Genomic DNA, 24,410 nt, shown 5'->3' with positions numbered 1-24,410 from the left:
CCGGATGCGTCCTTTCTTCGGGTTCTGACGTATTTTGTCTGTACGTGGTCCAATAGCAGATGGAGATGCCGGGGTTCGACTGGACGCCGCGACCTTCGGCTAATTGTGCTAACCACGTGCACGGATGTTTCGAGGGACTGAAAATGAAGAGAAAGCTTGTACCGGTGGCGCTGGCTGCCGTGTTGTCGGTGGGATTCGCAATGCATTCGCTGACGGCCTCGGCCACGCTCAAGCCGGGCGATGCCGCGCCGCCATTCACCACGGAGGCTTCGCTGGGCGGCAAGACCTACACGTATTCGCTTTCCGACGAGTTGAAGAAAGGGCCGGTGGTGCTGTATTTCTACCCGGCGGCGTTCACGAAGGGTTGCACGATCGAAGCACACGAGTTTGCTGAAGCCGTCGACGAGTACAAGAAATATGGCGCGACTGTGATCGGCGTATCGCACGACAACATCGACACCTTGACGAAGTTTTCGGTGAGCGAATGCCGCAGCAAATTCCCGGTGGCGGCCGATGCCGACTCGAAGGTAATCGGCGCATACGATGCCGGCTTGCCGATGCATAGCTCGATGGCCAATCGCGTGTCGTACGTGATCGCTCCGGACGGCAAGATCATTTACGAGTACACGAGCCTTTCGCCGGAGAAGCACGTCGAGAACACGCTGAAGGCGGTGAAGGACTGGGCGGCGACGCATAAGTAGCCGTAGGACTGGGCAGCGGCGTATAAGTAGCCGTAGGACTGGGCGGTGACGCATAAGCAGCCGCAGGGCCTTGGCATTCCCGACGCGCTCGTGGCGCTCATCACGCGAGGCTGCGCATTTTTCGCAATGGTTTTTTGCCGTGAGATTTGGGGCTGCGCCGTGCTAGGCTGATTTTTTGTCTAGCGAGCTTGCGATGCCGATTCTTGTTGCGTTGATTGCGCTGATCGCGCTGGTGTATGGCGCCGTGCGGGCGTTTTATGCCTTGCAGGCGGCTTTTGGGTTGGCCGTTGCGGTTGGGGTGGCTGTTCTGGTTGTTTTGCTTTTGATTGGGGCGGTTGTTTATTGGTGGCGGCGTCGGAAGGAAGTCGCTCCCAATATTCGCGATGGCGATTGGACTCATGAGCTTAAGGGGACCTGGGGGTCGGTCCGGCTTGCTGCAGGCAAGCGCTTATGTGAGGTGCGCCTTGGCGGCGAGCGGGGGGATTATATTTTTGCCGATTTGCTGGGGGCTGAGGTGCAGGGCCATGATGCTCAATGGCAGGTCGCTTTGAAGGTTAAGGACGCTAAGCGGCAGGTTTGGGTTTTGCCCATGCGGGGCGAGCGGCAGGCGAAGCAGTGGGTGCGGGTTTTTTTGCTTGCTGTTGAGCAGAGGCTTTAGAAGTGGGGGTTTTTGTTTGCCTCCGGCGGTGGGGGGCTTGGGTTTTTTGCCTGCTCGGCGCTTGGTTGTATGCCTGCGGCGTTGGCCTTTTCCTGTTTTGTTTTTCTGCTCACGCGTGGTTGTCTGTTTGCCTGCGGCGTTGGCCTTTCCTTGATCTGGTTTTTTGGCCTTTCCTTGAATTGATATTGGTTTATTAGCGTCGCCCCTGTGCGGGGCGGCACCTACTTTTCTTTGCCGGCCGCAAAGAAAAGCAACCGTATTGGAAGTCAAGCGGGAACCTGTTCCTGGGTGCTGGATTTTCAATGTGGTCGCCAGTTCGTACAGGCGAGCGCAAACCACGCGAGTGATCGCGTTCAGGCACCGCATCCAGGCAAGGCTATACCGCCGGTTAATCCGTCGATGGGCTCCAGGGTGTTGAGTTATGGACCATGGCGTTGAGCGTCACGATGAGCTTGCGGATGCACGCGGTCATGGCCACCTTGAAGGGTTTGCCGGCTTTGCGCAGACGGTCGTAGAAGGCCCTGATCACCGGGTTGAAGCGCAGCGCGGGAATGCAGGCCATATAAAGCGCGCGCCGCACGATGGCACGACCGCCCTGAATGCGCCGCTTGCCGGTGTGCCTGCCGCTGTCGGAATTGAACGGTGCGACACCGGTGAGCGCGGCGATCTCGCGGCGGTTCAGTGAACCGAGTTGCGGCATGAATGCGATCAGCGTGGCCGCCGCACCGGGACCGATGCCGGGCACCGAGCGCAGCAGGTCCTCCTTCTGGCACCACGCGGGCGAAGCGCGCATGAACGAATCGATGTCCTTGTCGGCGACGGTGAGCTGCTGCTTGAGCCATTTGATGTGGTCATTCAGGCTTTCCTTCGCCGCGGCGTGAGCGCGCTCCAGGCGGGCCTTTTCGGCCACGAGCATGTCGATGAGCTGGGCACGGCGCAGCAGGAGTGCCTGCAGCTGCTCGGTCTGCACATCGTTGAGCGGACGCACGACGGGTTTGATGACGGCGGCGAAATGGGCGATGACGAACGCGTCGATGCGATCGGTCTTCGCCCGTTTGCCGGTGGCTTTGGCAAAGTCGCGCACCTGTCGGGGATTGACCGCGACCGCGCGCAGGCCGGCCTGGCAGAGCGCCCTGAGCACGGCGAGTTCGAGCTTGCCGGTGGCCTCCATGACGATCAGGGTGGGGTTCAGCGCGATCAGACGCTGGACCAGCTGGTCGATGGCGGCGGTTTGATTGTCGACACTGAAATGTTCGGTCGTGTCGTGGATGGCAACGTCGAGCGTGCTACCGCTGACGTCGATGCCGATATAAAGGGACGAAGAGGTCTGGTTCATCACGGTACCCATACTTGCAGGAAAATACGAGCTCGGGGCTCAGTCAACTGTTCGGGTTAAGAGGATGAAAAGGACAGTCGCTCAGGCTTTTCTGCGGGCTCGAGGCACTGTAGGCAGACGAGCTGACTGTCCGTGTGGCGACAACTGATCGGGTCGGCGCCACGGAGGGGAATATACAAGTAGGCAAAAGAAAGCGGCTCACACCGCTAATTCTTAAGCGGGTCCCCCGCACAGTCGCGGTAGTGGTGCATCTGGAATCCGTGCCCTCGCACATTCGACGCGAGTGACCAGGCAGTCATACTTCCCGCCTCGCCCTGTGTGCTCGCCGGAAAGGTTCATCATCAAACCAGCGGCTTCGTTTGGGAGCAGGTGGGAACCATCGGCTTTGCCTCGGCGAGATACCCCAGCGACGGCGGCGAGAAGCAGAGGCGAAGAGGCAATACACGCCACAGCGTCAAACGAACCATGAGCGCAAAAACACGGCGGCCGGTTTTAAGAAGTGCCCTTCGGCGCGCGCAGCGTCGCCGGAAGTATGACGGCCTTGTCACTCATGCGGAATGTGCGAGAACACGGATTCCAGATGCACCACTAACGTAACTGTGCGGGGGACCCGCTTATGCGCTAGCGGTGTGAGCCGCTTTCTTTGCTTATCTTTCTTTGCGGCGGCAAAGAAAGTAAGTTGTAGTGGTTCAATGATCCTGGACACCTCTAAAGGGGATAATTCTCCAACTGAGGTGAGAAATGAGCAGACGGAACATTCCCGACGAATTGAAGGCAGAAGCGGTCCAGCTGGTGGTCAGCAGGGGCTATTCCTATGCGCAGGCGTGTGAGGCGCTGGGCGTGGGCGACACGGCGTTGCGCCGCTGGGTGACGCTGTGGCGCGCTGAGCAGGTCAGAGCGCCGCGTACACAACTGGAGATAGAGGCCGATGCGCGCCGCATCCGCGAACTCGAAGCCCGGGTCGCCGATCTGGAACGGGAGCGCGACATACTAAAAAAGTCCACGGCCTTCTTCGTCAAGGAAATGGATCGCTTCCCGAAGTGATCCAGTCACTGAAGAAGGTCTGGCCTGTGAGGGCGATGTGCCGGGTGATGAATGTTGCGCCTAGCAGCTATTACGCGTTTGCCGGGCGCACGTCGAAGAGTGCGGCGCCTTGCCAGCAGATAGCGGCCGCACGGGAAATTCATCGCGAAACCCGCGGCAGTTATGGGAGCCGCAGGATGTCGCAGGAGTTGCGAAAACGTGGTCACGCGGTAGGTCGTTATCGTGCCGGCACGCTGATGCGGCAGGCACAACTGGTGGTCACCAGAAAGCGCACACATCGCTATCCGAAGAGCAATGAGCAGGCGCAGGTGGTGCCTAATCTGCTGGACCGTAACTTCGAGCCGCCGGCCATCAATCAGGTATGGGCAGGCGACATTACGTATGTGAGGACGCTTCAGGGTTGGTCTTATCTTGCCATCGTGATGGACCTGTATTCGCGCCGTATCGTCGGCTGGTCGTTGGGGCTGATGCCTGATACAGCGCTGGTGATCAGGGCGTTGCAGCAGGCCCTGGAGCGGCGCAGTCCGTCGCCAGGCCTGATGTTCCACTCGGATCAGGGATGCCAGTACACCAGCGCGCACTTCACGAACGAACTGAAGGCAAACGGCATCGTCCAGAGTATGAGTAGAAAGGGGAACTGCTGGGATAACGCGCCGGTGGAGCGTTTCTTTAGAAGCCTGAAAGGCGAATGGATCGACGACAAAGGGTACCGTGATCACGCGCATGCCGAACGCGACATTGAGGCTTACATCGACGACTTTTATAACCACCGTCGCATCCATTCTGCAGCAGGCGGACAACCGCCGGCACGATGTGAAGCGTCACTTTTTTAGAAATGCCCCTTTCCGGGTGTCCAATTTTACTTGACCACTACAAGTGCCGCCCCGCACAGGGGCGACGCTAATAGACCAATATCAATTCAAGGAAAGGCCAACGCCATAGGCAAACAGACAACCAAGCGCGAGCAGGCAAACACTTCAAGCAAAGGCCAACGCCATAGGCAAACAGACAAAAAGCACAGCCAAAAACAACCGCCGCATAGGCAAAAAAAAACATCACGACGCCGCCATCCCGGCTCTCCGAGCCTTCCTCCGCTCCCACCGCACCCGAATCCGATCCATATAGAGATACACCACCGGCGTGGTATAGAGCGTGAGCATCTGACTCACGATCAACCCACCCACAATAGAAATCCCCAGCGGAGCCCGCAATTCAGCCCCTTCCCCACGCCCGAAAGCCAACGGCAACGCCCCAAGCAGCGCGGCGCAAGTAGTCATCATGATCGGCCGGAACCGCAGCATGCAAGCCTGAAAAATCGCATCCCGCGACGACAACCCCTGCCGGGAGGCCTCAATCGCAAAGTCCACCATCATGATCGCGTTCTTCTTCACGATGCCGATCAGCAAGATCACCCCAATCAGCGCGATGATGCTGAACTCAACCTTGAACAGCAGCAATGCCAGCAATGCCCCCACGCCCGCGGAGGGCAGCGTGGACAAAATCGTCAGCGGATGAATATAGCTCTCATACAACATCCCCAGCACGATATACACCGCCGCTAACGCGGCCAGAATCAGAATCGGCTGGTCGGACATCGACTGCTGGAACGCCTGAGCCGTCCCCTGGAAGCTGCCGTGGATCGTGCCCGGCATGCCGAGCTGTGCCATCGTGTCGTAGATCGCCTGGGTTGCCGTCGATAACGACACGCCCGGCGGCAGATTGAACGAAATCGTCGATGCCACGAACTGGCTCTGGTGATTCACCGACAGCGGCGTATTCCCAGGCCCAAAGCTCGCGATCGCCGACAACGGCACCATCGTCTCCTTCGAGGTCGACACTGCCGCGCCCGACGAAGCACTCGATTTGCCGCTCGCCGCAATCGAATTGATCGCCTGGTTGCGCGCGGAGTCGGCCGCGATGCTCGCCACGCTCGACGCCGTCGTGCCCGCCGTGCCGCCGGTCGTCGCACTCGTGCTGGCCAAAGCGCTTGTCTGCGCGGTCACCGTGCCGGCCGGCGCGTTGGTGGTCTGCGCGCCGCTCGCGCTGCCGCCCGAGGTGCTGACGTAAATCTGATTCAGCATGTCCGGGCTCTGCCAGTACTTCGGTGCGACTTCCATCACGACGTGGTACTGGTTCAGCGGGTTGTAGATCGTCGAGACCTGGCGCTGGCCGAACGCGTCGTACAAGGTGTTGTCGATCTGCGCCGGCTTGATGCCGAGGCGCGCCGCGCTCGCGCGGTCGATCGTCACCATCGCCTCGAGGCCACCCTGCTGCTGGTCGGAATTCACGTCGGCGAGTTCGGGGCGCGCTTGCAGCGCCTCGGTGAGCCTCGGTCCCCAGAGATACAGATCAGGCGTGGAATCGGCCAGCAGCGTGAACTGATACTGCGCGTTCGATTGCCGCCCGCCTACTCGAATGTCCTGCACCGCTTGCAGGAAAGTCCGCGCGCCGGCCACGTCGCCGAGCGGGGCGCGCAGTTGCTGGATCACCTGGTCGGCGGAGAGCTTGCGCTCGCTCTTCGGTTTCAGCGACACGAACATGAAGCCCGAGTTGGTCTGCCGGCCGCCGGTGAAACCGGCCACGCTCTCCACCGCGGGATTCTTGCCGACTATCTCCATCATCTCCGCGAACTTGCCCTTCATCGCCTGGAACGACGTGCTCTGGTCGGCCTGGATGCCGCCGACTAGCCGGCCGGTGTCCTGTTGGGGAAAGAAGCCTTTCGGCACAATGATGTACAGCCAGATGTTCAGTCCGATCGTCAACAGCAGAATCGTCACGATCAGGCGCGGATGCAGCAGCGCCCAGCCGAGGGTGCGCTCATAACCGCGCTGCATCGACGTGAAGCCGCGTTCGAGCCAGAGGCCGAAACGTCCTTCTTCCTTTTTCTCGTGCGGCTCGCGCAGGAAACGCGAACACATCATCGGCGTCAAGGTCAGCGAGACGATCAGCGACACGCCGATCGCCAGCGACAGCGTCAGCGCGAACTCGCGGAACAGGCGCCCGACAATGCCGCCCATCAGCAGAATCGGCAGGAACACGGCCACCAGCGAAATACTGATGGACAGCACCGTGAAGCCGACTTCGCGCGCGCCGAGGATCGCGGCCTGCATGCGCGGCACGCCGTTTTCTATATGCCGGGAGATGTTCTCCAGCACCACGATCGCATCGTCGACCACGAAGCCGGTCGCGATCGTCAACGCCATCAGCGACAGGTTGTCGATCGAGAAGCCGAGCATATACATCGCGGCGAACGTGCCGATGATCGAGATCGGCACGGCGACGGTCGGAATCAAAGTTGCGCGCCAGTTGCGCAGGAACAGGAACACCACCATCGTGACCAGCGCGACGGCAATGATCAACGTGCGCTCGGTGTCTTTCAGCGACGCGCGGATCGTCGTGGAGCGGTCGGCGGCCGGCGCGATGTCGACGTCGGCCGGCAGCGACGCGTGCAACTGCGGCAGCATCCCCATCACGCGGTCGATCGTGTCGATGATGTTCGCGCCGGGCTGGCGGTACAGAATCACCAGCACCGAACGCTTGCCGTTAAAGAGGCCGAGGTTGCGCAGATCCTCGACCGAATCGACCACTTCCGCCACGTCGGACAGTTTCACCGCCGAGCCATTCCGGTACGCGATGATCAGATCTTTATACTGCGCGGCCTTGCTCGCCTGGTCGTTGGTATAGATCTGCACGCGGTTGGGGCCGAATTCGATCGAGCCTTTCGGGCTGTTCGCGTTGGCCGCGGCGAGCGCCGCGCGCACGTCTTCAAGGCCGATGCCGTAATGGGACAGGGCGTTCGGCTCCAGTTCGACACGCACCGCCGGATTGGCCGAGCCGCTCACGTCTACTTCGCCGACGCCATCCACTTGCGAGAGCGACTGCTGCAACACGGTGGCCGCCGAGTCGTACAACTGGCCGGCGGTCAGCGTCTTCGACGTGAGCGCGAGAATCAGGATCGGCGCGTCGGCCGGATTCACCTTGTGGTACGTCGGATTGCTGCGCAAGCTCGCCGGCAGATCGGCGCGGGCGGCGTTGATGGCCGCTTGCACGTCGCGCGCGGCGCCGTCGATGTCGCGATTCAGGCCGAACTGCATCGTGATGCGCGTTGAGCCGACCGAGCTCATCGAGGTCATTTCGGTGACGTCGGCGATCGAGCCGAGATGCCGTTCGAGCGGACTGGCTACGCTCGTCGCCACCGTGTCCGGGCTCGCGCCCGGCAACGTGGCCTGCACGGAAATGGTCGGGAAGTCGACCTGCGGCAGCGGCGCGACCGGCAGCCTGGTGAACGCGAAAATACCGGCCAGCGCGATGCCGATCGCCAACAGCGTGGTGGCGACCGGGCGGGAGATAAACGGACGCGACAGGTTCATCGCTTAGTTCCCTGCATCGGTGGCGGGCGGCGGCGCGCCTTTCGACGCATCGCCGCGATGGAACCGCGCGCGCGCGCGGCGGGCCAGCGCATCGAAGCCGAGGTAAATCACCGGCGTGGTGAACAGCGTCAGCAGCTGGCTGACAATCAGACCGCCGGCAATCGCGATACCGAGCGGGCGGCGCAGTTCCGAACCGGCGCCGGTGCCGAGCATCAGCGGCAGGGCGCCGAGCAGCGCGGCAAGCGTGGTCATCAGAATCGGCCGGAAGCGCAGCAGACACGCCTGATAGATCGCCTCGCGCGGCGGCTTGCCTTCCTCACGCTCGGCGTAGAGCGCGAAGTCGATCATCATGATGGCGTTCTTCTTCACGATACCGATCAGCAGCACGATACCGATAATGCCGATGATGTCCAGATCGTGCCCGGTGATCAGGAGCGCCAGCAATGCGCCGACGCCGGCAGACGGCAGCGTCGACAGAATCGTGATCGGGTGAATGAAGCTTTCGTACAGTACGCCGAGCACGATATACATCGTGACGATCGCCGCCAGGATCAGGAACAGTTCGTTCGACAACGACGCCTGGAACGCCAGTGCCGCACCCTGGAAGCGTGTCTGGAACGAGGCCGGCAGCCCGATATCCTTCTCCGCCTGATCGATCGCTTTCACCGCCGCGCCAAGCGATGAACCGGGCGCGAGGTTGAACGAGACGGTGGTGGCCGGGAACTGGCTCAAATGCGTGACCAGCAGCGGCGCGGGCTTCTCGACAAAGCGCGCGATCGACGACAGCGGCACCTGCCCGCCTGACGACGTGGAGGAGGGCAGATAGATCGAGTTCAGCGACTCGGTGTAATGCTGCATCTGCGGCTGCGCTTCGAGAATCACGCGGTACTGGTTCGACTGCGTGAAGATGGTCGAAATGATGCGCTGGCCGAACGCGTCGTAGAGCGCGCTGTCGACGGTAGCCGGTGTGATGCCGTAGCGCGACGCCGTGGCGCGGTCGATTTCGATGTAGACCGACTGGCCGTTATCCTGCAGGTCGGTCGCCACGTCGGCCAGTTCAGGCGACTGCTTCAACCGGTCGACCAGCTTCGGCACCCACGTGGTGAATTCGCTGATGTTCGGGTCGGTCAGCATGAACTGGTACTGCGTCGGGCTGACTGTGGAATCGATGGTCAGATCCTGCACCGGCTGCATGTACAGCGACGCGCCCGGAATGTGCGCCACGTCCTGCTGCAACTGGCGGATCACGTCGCTCGCGGTGTGGCTGCGGTCGTCGCGCGGCTTGAGGTTGATCAGCATGCGGCCACTGTTCAACGTGATGTTGCTGCCGTCCACGCCGATGAACGAGGTAAGACTTTCCACGTCCGGATTCTTCAGGATCTGCACGGCGAGTTCCTGCTGACGCTCGGCCATCGACGCATACGACACCGACTGCGGCGCCTGCGTGATCGCCTGAATCACGCCGGTGTCCTGCACCGGGAAGAAGCCCTTCGGAATGTACACGTACAGCACGCCGGTCAGCACCAGCGTGAGCAGCGCGACGAACAGCGTGGCGCGTTGCCGGTTCAGCACCCAGGTGAGCGCGACCGCATAGCGTGCGATGACCCAGTCGATCGCATTGTGAGCTTTGGCTTCGAAACGGTGGCTTTCATGCGGCGGCGAGTGACGCAGGAGCTTCGCGCACATCATCGGCACGAGCGTGAGCGAGACGATCGCCGAGATCACGATCGTCACGGCCAGCGTGATCGCGAATTCGTGGAACAGGCGCCCGACCACGTCGCCCATGAAGAGTAGCGGGATCAGCACGGCGATCAGCGAAACCGTCAACGAAATGATCGTGAAGCCAATCTGTTTCGAGCCTTTCAGCGCGGCTTCCAATGGCGATTCGCCGTCTTCGACATAGCGCGCGATGTTCTCGATCATCACGATTGCATCGTCCACCACGAAGCCGGTGGCGATGGTCAGCGCCATCAGCGACAGGTTATCCAGCGAGAATCCGCACAGGTACATCACGGCAAGCGTGCCGATCAGCGAAAGCGGCACCGACAGGCTCGGGATGATGGTGGCGTAGACGTTGGCGAGGAACAGGTACATCACCAGCACGACCAGCACGACCGACATCAGCAGTTCGAACTGCACGTCGCGCACGGAAGCGCGGATCGTGGTGGTGCGGTCGGTGACGATCTGCACGTCGAGCGCGGCGGGCAGCGACTGCTGCAGTTGCGGCAGCAGTGCCTTGATACTGTCGACCACCTGGATCACGTTGGCGCCCGGCTGGCGCTGCACGTTCAGGATGATGGCCGGGGTGTTGTCGACCCACGCGCCGAGTTTGGTGTTCTCCGCGCCTTGCACGATGGTGGCGACGTCCGTCAGCATGACCGGGCGGCCGTTCTTGTACGCGACCACGGCGCTCTTGTAAGCCTCGGCGTCGGTCAGCTGGTCGTTCGCGTTGATCGTGTAGTTGCGCGTCGGGCCGTCGAAGTTACCCTTCGGCGTGTTGACGTTCAGGTTCGAAATCGTGGTGCGCAGATCGTCCAGATTCAGCCCATACGCGGCGAGCGCGCGCGGATTCGCCTGAATCCGCACGGCCGGGCGTTGACCGCCTGACAGGCTCACGAGACCCACACCCGCCACCTGCGAGATCTTCTGCGCGAGACGCGTGTCCGCCAGATCCTGCACCTGCGTGAGCGGCAGCGTTTTCGAGGTGATCGCGAGCGTGATGATCGGTGCGTCGGCGGGATTGACCTTGGCGTAAATCGGCGGCGCGGGCAGGTCGGACGGCAGCAGGTTGCCCGCGGCGTTGATGGCGGCCTGGACTTCCTGCTCGGCGATATCGAGCGGCAGATCGAGGCTGAACTGCAGCGTGATGATCGACGAGCCGGCCGAGCTTTGCGATGACATCTGGTTCAACGACGGCATCTGTCCGAACTGGCGTTCGAGCGGCGCGGTGACGGAAGACGTCATCACGTCCGGGCTCGCGCCCGGATAGAAGGTCTGCACCTGGATGGTCGGATAGTCGACTTCGGGCAGCGCGGAAAGCGGTAAAAAGCGCAGCGCGACGAGACCGACCAGCATGATCGCCGCCATCAGCAGCGCGGTGCCGACGGGACGCAGAATAAAGGCGCGGGATGGATTCATGCGATAGTGGCCGTGCCTTTATTCCGAGGCTTGCGCCGCGTGTCTGCGATGATGTCCATGTGCGCCGGAAGCGCCTGACGCTGCCGAAGCGGCCGCCGCGCCGCTTGCTCCACGCGCGCCCGAGGCGCCGCGCGGCTTGTCGGCCGGAATCGTGATTTTCGCGCCTTCCTTCAGGCGGTCCGAACCGTCGATCACGACGCGTTCGCCGACCTGCAGGCCGGATTTGATACTGGTGCGCTCGCCGTCCACCGGACCGATCTTGACCGGACGCACGGTCACCGTATTGTCCGGTTTCACGACATACACGAACTGACCCATCGAGCCGTTCAGCACGGCCGGCGTCGGCACGATCACCGCGTCCTTGATCGTGTCCACGAGAAGGCGTGTATTCACGAACTGATTCGGGAACAGCACGTTCTTGTCGTTCCGGAAAGTGGCGCGCAGCTTGACCGTGCCGGTGGTGGTATCGATCTGGTTATCCAATGTTTCGAGCGAGCCGCCTTCGAGCGAGGTGGTGTTGCTGCGGTCATAGGCGGTGACCGACAGCTTCGCGCCCGTTTGGGTCTGCTGGAGGATCTGCTGCAGGTTGTCTTCGGAGGTCGTGAAGATCACGCTGATCGGCTGCAACTGCGTAATCACGACGAGGCCGTTGGTCAGGCTCGGCGTCACGTAGTTGCCCGGATCGACCTGGCGCAAACCGACGCGCCCCGATACCGGCGCGGTGATGCGCGCATAGATGAGGTCGAGTTTGAAGGTATCGATGTTCGCCTGGTCGGATTTCACCGTACCTTCATATTGCCGCACGAGCGAGGCCTGGGTATCGACCTGCTGGCTCGCGATCGAGTCTTGCGAGAGCAGCGTCTGATAACGCTTCAGGTCGAGGCGGGCGGTTTGCAGCAGCGCCTGGTCGCGCGCGAGGGTGCCTTGCGCGTTTTCCAGCGAGATCTGATAGGGGCGCGGGTCGATCTGGGCGAGCAGGTCGCCCTTCCTGACCATCTGGCCTTCCTTGAAATAGACGTCCTGCAGCACGCCGCTCAACTGCGGCAACACGGTGACGTTGGCGAGCGGTGTGACCGTGCCGAGCGCGGTCAGCACCACCGGCATTTCACCCTGCACGGCGGTCGCCACATGAACCGGTTGCGCCATGTTGGCGAAGCCGGCACCCCCGCGGCCGCCACGGCCCGCGTGGCCCCCGCTTGCACCGCTTGCGCCGGCGGCACCGCTCGCGCCGCCGCCGGGGCCGCCCCACGGATGCCAGCGCCACAGCACGATCCCGAGGATGACCAGCGTCGCCACGAGCAGCGCGATGTTGCGGCCGCGATGGCTTTTGGCTGTGACCGGCGGATTTCCCGGACCGCCAGCGGCTGGTTGCGAACCACCGGGTTGGGCGGCCGGCGGGGCAGGGCGTGAGGTTTCCGAATGCTTTTGTTGTTCGTCCATCGATCGGTCAGGTGGCTGGCTTTGATGTGAGCCGCCCGTGCGATTCTGCCGCTTCGACAATTCAGCGGACCGGCACGCAGGCGGCATGACAGGCGGTTTCGACAGCGGGCGCGCCGCGCATGTTCAACGCGATGCTACCCGAGGCGCGGGACAAAGATGTTAACGCAATGCGGCATCATGCAGGTCGGCCGGACCGTTATCAAAGGATGATGGCGGCAAGCCCGGCGAGCGCCCCGCGACAGGAATGCAAGATCCTACGTCGCAGGCTCTGTAACAGTCCACCCGTGTATTTTTCTTTTGATTACGAAGGTTACAGAATCACAACGCGCTTAGAATGCCGTTTCCGGCCGCCGCCGGGCGTCTGCGCGGTTCACGTGTCCAGCCGGCGCCCAGGGGTGCCGCCAATTTCGAGCACGATGTTACTGATACATTCGAGCAGGGCCGGCGCGGCGCGCGAGATCAGCCAGTCGCGCGGGCACTGATCCGCGGAGCCGCCGCAATTGACCGCATAGCGCTCGCCCGAGGGGCCGACGAATCCCTTCGCGATGGCGTTCAGACCGTTGTACCATTCGCCCGTCGCGATCGCGAAGCCCTGTTCCTCGGTTTCCCGTAAGGCGCTGGTGAGACGGCTGCTGACGTGACCCCAGTCGTCGCCTTCGGCGGCCTGCAAGCCGATCAGCAATTTTTCCCGTTCTGGTTCGGCGAGCGCCGCCAGATAGGCGCGGCCGACCGCGGTGCGGCTAAGGTTCATGCGTGAGCCGATTTCGAGGCGCGACACCAGCACGGCCGAACGTGGCCGGATCGCGTCGATCACCACCATGTCGAGGCGGTCGCGCACGGCCAGATGCACGGACAACGCGGTGCGTTCGGCGAGTTCGATAAGGAAGGGGCGCGCCCGGGCCCGAATGTCGAAGTTGCGCAGAAAGCCGTTGCTCAACTCCAGTACCGACGAGGTCAGCACGAAGCGCTCGCTGTCGGGCAAGCGGAACAGGAAACCGGCGCCGACGAGTGTGGCGGTGATTCGCGAGACGGTGGGTTTCGGAATGCCGGTCAACTCAGTTAACTCGCGATTGCTGAGCGGCGCGTCGGCTGCGGCGACCGAGCGCAACACCGTCAAACCACGCGACAGCGCGGTGACTTCGTCGCCCGAGCCGTCTTTGTCTTTGTTCCTGTTTTTGGCTGGGGCTGCGGCAGTTCGTGAGGGCGTGGGTCGGTTCATGTCGTTTTTTGGAACTATATTTCAGTTTTTTTGTTCGCTTGGCTGCCAGCAATCGTTCCGCAAGAGCATGGCGGGGCCCAAAGTGGGGCATTCAGTCGGTTTTTCGTCTTAAGATTCATTGTATCGGAATATTTTGCCGCGACGAACGACGCCTCCTCAGATTTTGCTTGACTTAGTCAGCATAACCATAAAAAATGGAACCTCATTTCGAAAGACGGTTTCGGCTTCTGCATTTGGAATTCCGAATCAACCGTGGTTCGCGAAGTGTCTGGTCGAGTGCCTGTAACAGTCCCCCGTAACAGTCTACGCAGTGTCAATCCTGCATCCAGCATCGCGCGCCGGGCCCACTTTCGAATACCGTCTCTCAGGTTCTAGCACGGCCCTCGGAATGGCTAGAACTTTTTAAGGCGTCACGGCAACGTGACGCCTTTTTTTTGTCCATTATTTGCGAACAACAAAGTCTGCGGCATTCCTAAAACGCCCTTTGCGTGCAACAAGTCGTGTTATCAACGAGCTGGGTGGACGCAATCGGCTTTGAAGGGGCGCTCAACAGCCTGCCACTTGCAACACTTGGGCACGAGTAGTCGGCTCGACCTTCAATCCCGAAGAGGACCGGTTAAATACGTGGCGGAGAATGCCTCGGGGTCAGCAGATGCGTCGGCATGTAAAAAAGCATGGCGTCCAATGCTGGTTGGCGCTCGACGACATGCGCGGCGGATTCGAGGGCGTTGGCGGACGCTCGGTATCGAGAAGACCATCGCTCTGTTACCAGACCACCTGCGCCGCAGAGTTGTCGGCACGACGCTTGGCACGCCACCTCGTCTAAGTGAAATCAGCAATGGCTCTGCCAAAGCCATGACCGTCATTCGCCATGCCGTGAAGCACGTCTTGAGCAGCTAAGCGCCAATCGGCTGAGCGTCCCCATCGGCAGCATGTCAACGCGGCTCTTACAAAATTTTAGAATCCAACCTGACTAAAGCCATTAGCTAGATATGTCTTTAACTTCCTCTTCTATCGAACAGTTTCTTGGACATATAAAGCCATAAGTTGGACGGAACCCTTTTTTGCATGAGGCCGCTGTATGGATGGAGGTCTTTCGTAGCTACACATCAAAATAGCACCACGTGTTAGAGACGCCAGCGTCAAGAAACTTACGAGCTAATCGCGGTGTCACCCGATACGGTTCTGACTATCCATGGCTATCAATCCACGCCCGTGCCCAAACGAGCCGCCGCAGGGCTTCGCTAATGTCTATCGCGCACAGGTTGATGCGCACGTGCGATAGAGGATTGTTCAGGTTCGGTGACGAGCAGTACATCGACGGGCCATGACCCGGCTCAGTTCTGGAAGCAATTCCGACTGGGTTGACGAGAGCACCCGGGTCGCCCTGGTTTGATAGCCGCGACAAGAGCGCATGCCGGGCGCTGACGCTGTATTGCCCGCTTCGTCGACGCCGGCTGTTGGATTCAATTCGGTGAGACGTTGGCGGGCGCGCGCGAAATCAGTTTGGCGCTATTCGAAGAGGGCGAATGCATGGTGTGCGTCTGCACCACCTCTGCTTTTGCAAACTGAAGCGTAGTGCTCGCCAGAAGCTGGCGTCCAGTTGGAATGATTTGAGCCCCGATAACTATCCCCAGCAATCCCACGAGGGCCACCATTGGCGGTGCCGGCGAGCGTACACGAATCAGGCTGTATATCGCGCCGGCGAGAATGCCACCAAGGAGTGAGAGGATATAAGGTTTCATTGGCGGAAAATTGCTTGGACTTGCGTATCAGCGTGCTCGATGGTTTTCGCGCACTATTTGCATTCAGGTGATAGCCATGGACATTGCGCTGAAAGGCCCGCACCGGAATGATGATTGTGGATGCGAGCCTCGCTTTTCAGCTCAGGATGCGTCGCCCCGTCAGGTTTTCGCCGGGACCGCGGCGAGAGATTCGTGCTTCGTTGCGGTGCGCTGGGGTGCCTTATGAACCATCGTGTAGGCGTAGTCGACGCCCATCCCGTATCCGCCAGAATGTTCCTTCACGATTTTCATTACGTCGTCGTAGGTTTCTCTGCGCGCCCAGTCGCGCTGCCATTCGAGCAGGACCTGTTGCCATGTGACCGGGACGGCGCCCGCCTGGACCATTCGTTGCATTGCGTATTCGTGCGCGTCCTTCGATGTGCCGCCGGATGCATCGGCGACCATGTAAATTTCGTAGCCGCCTTCGAGCATCGCGCAGAGCGCGAATGTCGTGTTGCAGACCTCCGTCCACAGGCCGGAGACGACGACCTTGTTTCGGCCGTTTTTCTTGAGCGCGTCACGGACCTTCTGGTCGTCCCACGAGTTCATCGAGGTTCGCTCGAGAGTGGGTTGGTCCGGGAACACGTCGAGCAGTTCCGGGTACGTGAAGCCGGAGAAGCTTTCGCTCTCGACCGTCGTGATAGTCGTCGGGACATTGAATGTCTTCGCCGCCTTCGCCAGTCCGACGACATTGTTCTTCAATACTTGCCGGTCGATTGACTGGACGCCAAGGGCCATCTGAGGCTGTTGGTCGATGAAGATGATCTGGCTGTTGGTCGGAGTAAGTACTTCCAGTTTCTCATTGCTCATGATGCCACCGTTCGGATGAGGTTTTAAAAAACGTCGCGCCAGATTTGAGCGTTGGAAGAGCTGCTCGCGTTGCTCTAAGGAACAGCCCTTTCAAGGTCTTTGTCCGGTGAACCTGGTAACCTGGCGATCTGTTCAAGGACGACGGGCGTAAAACGATGTTTGAAGAGGTGATGAAGCATTTCGAGCGGGAAGCCCCGGTGAGCGTAATGGCACGCGTGGCGCTTGAGGGAGCTATGACGTCGCAGTGGATTGACGAGGTGTTTGCCGCGCACCGGCAACGGCAATATCCGAGGGAACTGCTGTTCTCGACGGTGGTGGAACTGATGACGCTGGTGTCTCTGGGACTGAGCCCGTCGCTGTACGCCGCGGCGACGAAGGCCAAGCACCTGCCGGTGTCGCTGGCAGCGCTGTACGATAAGGTCAACCGTACCGAACCCGCGATCCTTCGCGCCTTGGTACAGGGGAGCGCCCAACGTCTGGAGCCGGTCGTTGCGACATGGCCATATGCGCCCAGCCTGCCCGGCTGGCGTTTGCGTGTACTCGACGGCAATCATCTGGCGCCCAGCGAGAAACGGCTGGCGGCGTTGCGCGAGCAGCGTGGCGCAGCGTTGCCGGGGCACGCGCTGGTGGTCTACGAGCCGGATCTGGGTCTGGTCACCGATCTGATCGCCATCGAGGACGCGCATGCGCAAGAGCGCTCGGCCATGACCCCGCTGATTGAATGTGCCGGCGCGGGCGAATTGTGGCTCGCTGACCGGAACTTCTGCACCAGTACCATCCTGCAGGGCTGGCACCAGGCGCAGGCCTGCTTCATCGTGCGCGAACACGGCCGCAACGGCCCGCCGCTTGCCGGCTGTGGTCCATGGGTGGCCGGTGCGCGTATCGAGACCGGGCGGGTGCGTGAGCAACGAATTGATCTGAAGTCCGGGCTGAAGGGCTGGCGGCGTATCGAACTGCAGTTGGACAAGCCGACCGATGCGGGCGACACCGTGATCCTGCTGTGGAGCAATCTGCCTGCCGCAGTGAGCGCACACGAGATTGCCCGGCTGTACCGCAAGCGCTGGCGTATCGAAGGGATGTTCCAGCGGCTCGAGTCGGTACTGCACAGCGAAATTCGCACCTTGGGCCATCCGCGCGCCGCGCTGCTCGGCTTAACTGTCGCAGTGCTGGCCTACAACGTGCTGGCCATGCTCAAGCGTAGCATCGAAACCGCACATGCTCCGCTCGGTGACGCGGGCGGGTCGCCACCGGACATCTCCACGTATTACCTCGCACAGCACATTCGTGGCCAGTATGAGGGCATGCTCATCGCGCTGCCGCCGCAGCAGTGGTCGCACTGGAGCGATGCCGAGCCCGCCGCGATTGCCAGCAAACTGCTCGAACTGGCCCGCCACGTCGATCCGGTTCAGGTACGTACCCGCAAGCGTGGCCCCAAAACCCGCAAATCCGCGCCCTACGTCGATGGCGCAGTAGCGCGCGCTCATCACAGTACGGCACGCCTGCTCAAACTTGCTCGCAGCGGAACATCTTGAGAAAGACCTTGAAAGGGCTGGCTCTAAGGAAGCCAACAACGACGTGTCTCTCGCTGGAGAAATAAGACATGAGCTATACCGTCTTGTGGTCCAAATAAGCATAGTCCACATTGCCTGAATGTGAAGCTGTCGATGGCGATGTCAGGGTTTTATGTAGGCGTTCGATGCCAATAAGATGCTTTTCTTTGGAGATGGAAAGTCATAAGCTGCGAGGAAAGCGCACGATTCGTTGTCCTTCGATAGCGGGTTGCCCGTTTATGTTTTCGGTCAGTCTGCGTATTACTCGGAGGATTGCATACGTCGTGCTGTGCGCGTCCTTTGATGCCACATCATCAGTCGTTGCAACGCGGGGCGGCACTATTCAAAGCCAGTTCGTCGAACACGTGTAGGCGCTTCCTGTTTTCGGCCTGGTCATCGTTGTCGCGAGTGGTTGCTTGCTGCGTACTTGAGGAGGATGGGTCGATGAAAGCGTATGTGCTTTTGCTGCTGGCTGGAATCCTGGTAGGCGTGGTCTATAGCTTGATTGGCGTGCCGTCACCGGCGCCTCCTATCGTCGCCCTGGTGGGTCTTTTAGGCATACTCGCGGGCGAGCAGATTTTCCCGGTTGCAAAAAAGATGCTTTCCGGAGCCAACTTTCGTGTGGCCTGGAAGGAGGAGCATTGCAATCAACACCTGTTTGGGTCTTTGCCTGGCCGGAACTCCGCCAGCCCTCGGCCCATGGCGGGAGTGTCGTCTGAGGAGAAGCGTTCATGACGTCTCATCAAGATGCGGCGGATTTGATTCTTCTTAATGGTCTTTTTACAACGTTAGATAAATCGAAGCCAACTGCCACTGCGGTTGCTATCAAGGACGGTAAATTCATTGCCGTCGGCGGCGACAGTGAGATAAGCGAGTTCAAGTCCGATAGCACGCGCACGGTCGACCTGAAGGGACGCTCAGCTCTTCCGGGGTTAATCGACAACCATCTCCACATCATCCGTGGCGGGCTGAATTTCAACATGGAGCTTAGGTGGGATGGTGTGCGCTCACTGGCGACTGCGATGGAGATGCTCAAGGCGCAGGTTGCTGTCACGCCGCCGCCTCAATGGGTACGTGTCGTCGGTGGATTCACGGAGCACCAGTTCGACGAGCGTCGCTTGCCGACCATCGAGGAGCTGAACGCTGCAGCACCAGACACGCCGGTTTTCATGCTGCACCTCTATGACCGCGCGCTGTTGAACGCCGCGGCGCTGCGAGTGGTGGGCTACACGAAGGACACTCCTGAGCCCCCTGGTGGCGAGATTGTGCGCGATAGCGCGGGCAATCCGACAGGGTTACTCCTGGCGAAGCCCAACGCGGCCATCCTCTATGCGACGTTGGCGAAGGGGCCCAAGCTTCCTCTCGAATATCAGCTGAATTCAACGCGGCATTTCATGCGCGAGCTGAATAGATTGGGCGTCACCGGAGCCATTGATGCCGGCGGCGGTTTCCAGAACTTCCCGGAGGACTACGAGGTCGTCAAGAAGCTTGACGCTGAGGGACTGCTGACCATCAGGCTGGCCTACAACCTGTTCACTCAAAAGCCCAAGGGTGAGAAGGAAGACTTCGTCAACTGGACGAAGACGTCGAAGTATAAGGACGGGAACGACTACTTCCGGCACAACGGTGCAGGCGAGATGCTCACGTTCTCGGCGGCGGACTTCGAGGACTTCAGGGTGGCGCGCCCGGATATGCCCCCGGAAATGGAGGGCGACCTCGAAGGGGTCATCCGCGTGCTCGTGGAAAATCGCTGGCCGTGGCGCATGCATGCGACGTACGACGAGACCATCAGTCGTGCGCTCGATGTGTTCGAAAAGGTAAACCGCGATACACCCGTTGCCGGGCTGAACTGGTTCTTTGACCACGCGGAAACGATTACGGAAAAGTCGATGGACCGCATCGCGGCTCTCGGTGGAGGCATTGCCGTCCAGCATCGAATGGCGTACCAGGGGGAGTATTTCGTCGAGCGATATGGTGAGAAGGCAGCTGAGGGAACGCCGCCTGTTGCGCGAATGCTCGAGAAAGGGATTCATACGTCAGCCGGGACCGACGCGACGCGAGTTGCGTCCTACAACCCGTGGGTCTCCCTGTCCTGGTTGGTGACCGGCAAGACGGTCGGCGGCCGGCGCATTTATCCCCAGCGCAACTGTCTGGACCGTGAGACGGCCCTGCGCATGTGGACCGAGAAGGTCACCTGGTTCTCGAATGAAGTCGGCAAGAAAGGGCAGATTGCAGTGGGTCAGCTCGCGGACCTTATCGTCCCTGACCGCGACTTCTTTGCCTGCGCCGAGGACGACATCGCTGGCGCGTCGTCTTTGCTTACGGTCGTAGGAGGCAAGGTTGTGTACGCGACTGGCGAATTCGCCGCGCTGGACGATAGTCCGCCACCTCCGGCGATGCCGGACTGGTCACCGGTGCGAAAGTATGGCGGATTTGCCGCGTGGAAGCAGGGCGGCGAATCCGGCGCGCCGCTTCAGCAGGTGGCGTCCACAGCATGTGACTGCGCGCGCGCTTGCGGCGTTCACGGTCACGACCATCGGCGCGCGTGGCTTGGCAATGCGCCGACGTCGGACTACAAGGGCTTTTGGGGAGCGCTGGGATGCGCGTGCTGGGCTGTCTAGCGGGAGGGTCAGTGGCGGACAGTCCATCCTGGGTAGCGGCGCTGCTGCGTCAACCGTGGGTGATGCCATTGGTCCGCATCTGTCTCGTCTCAGCGTACCTTATTGGCGGCGTCACCAAGCTGATGCATTTCGACGCCGCGGTCGCTGAGCAGGTGCACTTCGGTCTCCATCCTGGCTGGCTTTGGGCTACCTTGGCAATTTTCGTGGAGATAGCCGGCTCCCTGTGCATCATCTTCAACAGGTTTACGTGGGTCGGAGCGGGAGGGCTGGCTGCATTGACGGTGGTGGCGATGCTCGTGGCGAACAACTTCTGGCGTCTGGAAGGTGTGGCGAGCTTCATTGCGTTGAACAGCTTTTTCGAGCACCTCGGGTTGATTGCCGCCTTCTTGATGGTCACCTATCTGGCCAGCGGTGAGCGACGCTCTCGCGTCTAAAAAAACAGGACAGGAAACTCACTATCATGCGCAGCTTTCAATCCCTCGGTGTCGCCGTTGCTCTTGCTCTCGGCCTGGTTGCAAGTGCACCGTCGACTTCTTTCGCAAAGGTAAACATCGGGACGCCGCAGTCGGCGTTCTTCTCTGTCGGGCCGCAATACGACACCACTCACGTGTATGTGGCACCGGAAGACTTCGACAAGTTCACGGACAGCTTCGCCGCCACGTTTGGCGGCCACAAATCGCAGCAAGGCGTCTTTCAGGTGACGCCGACACCGAGCCAGACGATGTCCCAACTGGTCTTCACGCCAGTGGGTACGATTTCGGTGTTCGGCTTCAAGACGCCAATTCCGTATCCGTTTGGTGACGAGCGTACCGGCTACCTTGTCACGGACATGGACGGCGCGATGAAATCGGCGAAGGCTCACGGTGCTGATGTCGTGGTCGATACTTTTCCGGACCCGATTGGGCGTGATGCAGTCATCTCGTGGCCGGGCGGCGTGCACATGCAGCTCTACTGGCATACGCAGGCTCCAAACTACGAGGCGCTCGAGACCGTTCCGGAGAACCGGGTATACGTTTCGCCGGGACGTGCGGACGCATTCATCAAGAACTGGGTCGCGTTCTCGCACGGGAAGGTGGTTTCCGATAATCACAGGGCGCCCGGCGTTGAAATCGGTCGGGGCAACGATACCTTCCGGCGCGTTCGACTGACGTCGGGATTCGGGAACATGACCGTCTTTGTGACCGATGGACGTTTGCCGTACCCATACGGGCGCGAGATGACCGGGTATGAAGTGAAGGACTTCGATGACACCATGAAGAAGGCTCAGGCCGCCGGTGTTTCGGTTCTCGTGCAGCCTTTTACGTCGGACCGGAGAGAATCGGCAATCGTCCAGTTCCCGGGCGGATACATCGCGGAAATTCACGCGGCTGCGAAATAGGACAGCGTCACGACAAAAGGAGAGTCGATATTCGAGAGGCCAATCCTCGCTAACGGTTCTCCATAGGGTGAGCAATGAATGACGATATTTTGCTGTCCGCGACTGCTGGTTATGTCGACACGCTCAGCTTTTTCGCGCTGTTCGGCCTGTTCACCGCACACGTGACGGGGAACTTCGTGCTCATTGGTGGTGGCGTCGCAGGGTATGGGCAGGGCGTCTTCCTTAAATTGATGGCGTTTCCTGCTTTTATCCTTGGCGTCGCGCTGAGCAGCTTCATCATTCGCGGCCGAAACCCCGAGACCCCGATGCGAGGCGCGTGCATGCTCTACGCCGTGCAGGCGGTTTTGCTTCTGGCGTTCTGCTTTGCAGGTGTCAAGCTCGGACCCAGGTTCAACCCGGAAAATTGGGCAGTGGTCGTGTGCGGGATGATTGGCGCGACCGCGATGGGTGTCCAGAACGCTCACAGCCGTCTTGTTGCCCGGGCTAGTGTGCCGAACACCGTCATGACCGGGAACGTGACGCAGGTCATTCTCGACGCGCTTGACCTGTGTTCGCCACGCGTTGCAGCGGACACCAAGACTGCTGCACGAACGCGCGTCGCCAAAATGCTTCCAGCAATCGCAGCGTTCGGGCTCGGCGCCGTCGCCGGTGCTCTGGCTTACAGAAACTTTGGCTTCTGGGCTCTACTGTTGCCGGTAAGCGGGCTCGCCTGGCTGGCAATGCGCGCGTGGATGCACCGGAACGCGGTAGGTAACCTTGCCTCTTGATACCTTCTCCTGCGCGTGCACTCGCCGGTCGTGCTACGGGGGGCATCGACGGTGCCTTGATGGCATCTGAAGAGTGCGTGGGGTATGCGATGGCGGAGGGCTCCACTCCATAGAGGTCGGAAGAACAATGTTTGACAGGGCGGGAGGCCAAATGGGATGCAACTCGCGGCATATATAGGGATTGCCGTTGCTGGGCTTGCACTCGGGTTCTGTGAAGACACGCGGGCTGATAACGAGGGGCAACCATCTCAGCAGACCGGCACGCCGACTGAGACGTGTGACGCCAAGCGGCCGGTCGTGATGTTCAATCGCTGGCAAGAAGATTGGTCCGTTCTCAAGAATCCCTGTGTACCGCACAAGCCACTCGACGGCCTGAAATATATCCCGCTCGGAGGTGACCCATATTCGTATCTGTCGCTGGGTGCCAATTTACGCGAGCGCTTCGAGTTCAGCGGGACACCGCTCTTCGGGCTCGGCTCGGCAGGCTCCGATAGCTACGTGATCCAGCGAGCGCAGGTTCATGCTGACTCCCGCATCGGCCAATATCTGCAATTTTTTGTCCAACTCGAGGACGCAAGAGCCTTCGGTAAGAACCAGGTGAAGACGACAGACAAGAATCCACTCGATTTGGAGCAGGCGTTCGTTGCCTGGGTGAGTCCGCTCGGTCCGGGAACGATAAAGTTGCGCATTGGGAGGCAGGAAATGGCCTTCGACCTGCAGAGATTTATCTCTGTGCGCGACGGTCCAAACGTGCGGCAGGCATACGATGCACTATGGGCGGACTACGAGTACGAGAAGTGGCGGTTCATCGGCTACGCGACGCGGCCGGTTCAGTACCGCGACATCTTGGCATTCGACGACACGTCGAATCGCCATTTGACCTTTAGCGGCGTGCGTTTCGAACGTCAGGGCGTGGGGCCGGGAGACCTGTCTGGATATTATTCGCTTTACACCCGTGCCGGTGCGCAGTTCCTTGATGCGCAAGGCGATGAGCATCGCAATGTATTTGACCTGCGATATACGGGGAAAGTCGCTGCCACAGATTGGGACGTGGAGTCGATGTACCAGACAGGCCACGTCGGCGACAAGACGATTGCTGCATGGGCAATTGGCTCGCTGTTCGGCTACACGCTCGATTCTCCCTGGAAGCCGCGGTTCGGTTTGCAGGTTGATGCGGCATCCGGTGACCGCCATTTGAACGACGGCCGCGTCGAGACCTTCAATCCGCTTTTCCCGAACGGTTATTACTTCACCTTGGCGGGCTACACGGGGTATGCAAACCTCATCCATGTCAAACCCTCGATTACGCTCAAACCGTCTAGCAAGCTAGCCTTGTTGTTTGCCGTTGGATTCCAATGGCGGATGAGCACGAACGACGCGGTTTATCAGCAGGGAAATGCGGTCGTCCCGGGTACTGCTGGCCACGGCACGCGATGGACTGGCGCCTACGCACAAATACGTGCTGACTGGACGGTGGCGACCAACCTGATTGCGTCCGTTGAGGCCGTTCATTTCCGGGTCGGAGATTCCATCCGAGAGCTGGGCGGGAGTAACTCCGACTATGTTGGGCTGGAGCTGAAGTATGGCTGGTAGC

17 protein-coding genes are annotated in these 24,410 nt (G+C 60.5%); 10 read left to right on the top strand and 7 right to left on the bottom strand.

The annotated features are described in order from the left end of the window. The first annotated feature begins 143 nt into the window (after positions 1–143). Both P0D84_RS12840 and P0D84_RS12835 read left to right on the top strand, forming a co-directional pair. Positions 144–701: a peroxiredoxin gene (locus P0D84_RS12840; protein WP_408336871.1), complete on the top strand. Its 558-nt coding sequence runs from the start codon at positions 144–146 to the stop codon at positions 699–701. 193 nt (positions 702–894) lie between these two features. Beyond that, the gene (locus P0D84_RS12835; RefSeq protein ID WP_408336869.1) at positions 895–1,359 is read left to right on the top strand and encodes a hypothetical protein; all 465 of its coding nucleotides are present in this window, start codon (positions 895–897) and stop codon (positions 1,357–1,359) included. A 388-nt stretch (positions 1,360–1,747) separates the two neighbouring features. Here P0D84_RS12835 and P0D84_RS12830 read toward each other — a convergent pair whose 3' ends face one another. Next, a complete protein-coding gene (locus P0D84_RS12830; protein WP_408333819.1) occupies positions 1,748–2,695 on the bottom strand; it encodes an IS110 family RNA-guided transposase in 948 nt (315 codons plus the stop codon). 741 nt (positions 2,696–3,436) lie between these two features. Between P0D84_RS12830 and P0D84_RS12825 the strand changes: the two genes are divergently transcribed. Continuing rightward, positions 3,437–4,572 (top strand): IS3 family transposase gene (locus P0D84_RS12825; protein WP_408333544.1). Its coding sequence is split into 2 segments (ribosomal slippage): positions 3,437–3,695 and positions 3,695–4,572, totalling 1,137 coding nucleotides; the frame shifts between segments, so codons are not numbered across the junction. Positions 4,573–4,794: 222 nt separating this feature from the next. On the opposite strand, the gene P0D84_RS12820 is transcribed toward P0D84_RS12825, so the two are convergent. The 6 genes from P0D84_RS12820 to P0D84_RS12795 all read right to left on the bottom strand — a co-directional run bounded on the left by P0D84_RS12820 (position 4,795) and on the right by P0D84_RS12795 (position 16,500). Then, entirely contained in the window at positions 4,795–8,109 is a 3,315-nt protein-coding gene (locus tag P0D84_RS12820) for an efflux RND transporter permease subunit (RefSeq protein ID WP_408336867.1), read from the bottom strand. Positions 8,110–8,112: 3 nt separating this feature from the next. Then, positions 8,113–11,247, bottom strand: coding sequence for an MdtB/MuxB family multidrug efflux RND transporter permease subunit (locus tag P0D84_RS12815; RefSeq protein WP_408336865.1), 3,135 nt, complete (start codon positions 11,245–11,247; stop codon positions 8,113–8,115). Between the two features lie 18 nt (positions 11,248–11,265). Beyond that, complete coding sequence (locus tag P0D84_RS12810) at positions 11,266–12,687, bottom strand: MdtA/MuxA family multidrug efflux RND transporter periplasmic adaptor subunit (protein WP_408336863.1); 1,422 nt, start codon at positions 12,685–12,687, stop codon at positions 11,266–11,268. A gap of 370 nt (positions 12,688–13,057) precedes the next feature. Further along, positions 13,058–13,906, bottom strand: coding sequence for an IclR family transcriptional regulator (locus P0D84_RS12805; protein ID WP_408336861.1), 849 nt, complete (start codon positions 13,904–13,906; stop codon positions 13,058–13,060). Between the two features lie 1,466 nt (positions 13,907–15,372). Further along, positions 15,373–15,651 carry a DUF1427 family protein gene (locus P0D84_RS12800; RefSeq protein ID WP_408336859.1) on the bottom strand — a complete coding sequence of 93 codons (279 nt, stop codon included), beginning with the start codon at positions 15,649–15,651 and terminating at the stop codon, positions 15,373–15,375. Between the two features lie 159 nt (positions 15,652–15,810). Next, entirely contained in the window at positions 15,811–16,500 is a 690-nt protein-coding gene (locus tag P0D84_RS12795; RefSeq protein ID WP_408336857.1) for a hydrolase, read from the bottom strand. 206 nt (positions 16,501–16,706) lie between these two features. Between P0D84_RS12795 and P0D84_RS12790 the strand changes: the two genes are divergently transcribed. The 7 genes from P0D84_RS12790 (at position 16,707) to P0D84_RS12760 (ending at position 24,409) form a co-directional block, all read left to right on the top strand. Further along, on the top strand, positions 16,707–18,032 hold the full coding sequence (locus P0D84_RS12790; RefSeq protein WP_408339814.1) for an IS4 family transposase: 1,326 nt from the start codon (positions 16,707–16,709) through the stop codon (positions 18,030–18,032). Between the two features lie 462 nt (positions 18,033–18,494). Further along, a complete protein-coding gene (locus P0D84_RS12785) occupies positions 18,495–18,785 on the top strand; it encodes a XapX domain-containing protein (RefSeq protein ID WP_408336855.1) in 291 nt (96 codons plus the stop codon). Next, on the top strand, positions 18,782–20,671 hold the full coding sequence (locus P0D84_RS12780; protein WP_408336853.1) for an amidohydrolase: 1,890 nt from the start codon (positions 18,782–18,784) through the stop codon (positions 20,669–20,671). Before P0D84_RS12785 ends, P0D84_RS12780 begins: the two co-directional genes overlap by 4 nt. Further along, a complete protein-coding gene (locus tag P0D84_RS12775) occupies positions 20,650–21,105 on the top strand; it encodes a DoxX family protein (protein WP_408336851.1) in 456 nt (151 codons plus the stop codon). Before P0D84_RS12780 ends, P0D84_RS12775 begins: the two co-directional genes overlap by 22 nt. Positions 21,106–21,131: 26 nt before the next feature. Then, entirely contained in the window at positions 21,132–22,049 is a 918-nt protein-coding gene (locus P0D84_RS12770) for a glyoxalase (RefSeq protein WP_408336849.1), read from the top strand. 74 nt (positions 22,050–22,123) lie between these two features. After that, complete coding sequence (locus tag P0D84_RS12765; RefSeq protein ID WP_408336847.1) at positions 22,124–22,816, top strand: YoaK family protein; 693 nt, start codon at positions 22,124–22,126, stop codon at positions 22,814–22,816. Positions 22,817–22,972: 156 nt separating this feature from the next. Then, positions 22,973–24,409, top strand: coding sequence for an alginate export family protein (locus tag P0D84_RS12760; RefSeq protein ID WP_408336845.1), 1,437 nt, complete (start codon positions 22,973–22,975; stop codon positions 24,407–24,409). The last annotated feature ends 1 nt before the right edge of the window (position 24,410 follow it).

Origin of the sequence: Paraburkholderia sp. RL17-337-BIB-A (genome assembly GCF_046025895.1) — a bacterium.
GTDB lineage: Bacteria > Pseudomonadota > Gammaproteobacteria > Burkholderiales > Burkholderiaceae > Paraburkholderia > Paraburkholderia fungorum_C.
Note: the sequence above shows the minus strand (reverse complement) of the source record. Positions and strands in the feature narration are given on the sequence as shown.

Coding starts and splice junctions, on each gene's coding strand:
- P0D84_RS12840 (WP_408336871.1), top strand. CDS start 144: ATGAAGAGAAAGCTTGTACCGGTGGCGCTGGCTGCCGTGTTGTCGGTG.
- P0D84_RS12835 (WP_408336869.1), top strand. CDS start 895: ATGCCGATTCTTGTTGCGTTGATTGCGCTGATCGCGCTGGTGTATGGC.
- P0D84_RS12830 (WP_408333819.1), bottom strand. CDS start 2,695: ATGAACCAGACCTCTTCGTCCCTTTATATCGGCATCGACGTCAGCGGT.
- P0D84_RS12820 (WP_408336867.1), bottom strand. CDS start 8,109: ATGAACCTGTCGCGTCCGTTTATCTCCCGCCCGGTCGCCACCACGCTG.
- P0D84_RS12815 (WP_408336865.1), bottom strand. CDS start 11,247: ATGAATCCATCCCGCGCCTTTATTCTGCGTCCCGTCGGCACCGCGCTG.
- P0D84_RS12810 (WP_408336863.1), bottom strand. CDS start 12,687: ATGGACGAACAACAAAAGCATTCGGAAACCTCACGCCCTGCCCCGCCG.
- P0D84_RS12805 (WP_408336861.1), bottom strand. CDS start 13,906: ATGAACCGACCCACGCCCTCACGAACTGCCGCAGCCCCAGCCAAAAAC.
- P0D84_RS12800 (WP_408336859.1), bottom strand. CDS start 15,651: ATGAAACCTTATATCCTCTCACTCCTTGGTGGCATTCTCGCCGGCGCG.
- P0D84_RS12795 (WP_408336857.1), bottom strand. CDS start 16,500: ATGAGCAATGAGAAACTGGAAGTACTTACTCCGACCAACAGCCAGATC.
- P0D84_RS12790 (WP_408339814.1), top strand. CDS start 16,707: ATGGCACGCGTGGCGCTTGAGGGAGCTATGACGTCGCAGTGGATTGAC.
- P0D84_RS12785 (WP_408336855.1), top strand. CDS start 18,495: ATGAAAGCGTATGTGCTTTTGCTGCTGGCTGGAATCCTGGTAGGCGTG.
- P0D84_RS12780 (WP_408336853.1), top strand. CDS start 18,782: ATGACGTCTCATCAAGATGCGGCGGATTTGATTCTTCTTAATGGTCTT.
- P0D84_RS12775 (WP_408336851.1), top strand. CDS start 20,650: ATGCGCGTGCTGGGCTGTCTAGCGGGAGGGTCAGTGGCGGACAGTCCA.
- P0D84_RS12770 (WP_408336849.1), top strand. CDS start 21,132: ATGCGCAGCTTTCAATCCCTCGGTGTCGCCGTTGCTCTTGCTCTCGGC.
- P0D84_RS12765 (WP_408336847.1), top strand. CDS start 22,124: ATGAATGACGATATTTTGCTGTCCGCGACTGCTGGTTATGTCGACACG.
- P0D84_RS12760 (WP_408336845.1), top strand. CDS start 22,973: ATGCAACTCGCGGCATATATAGGGATTGCCGTTGCTGGGCTTGCACTC.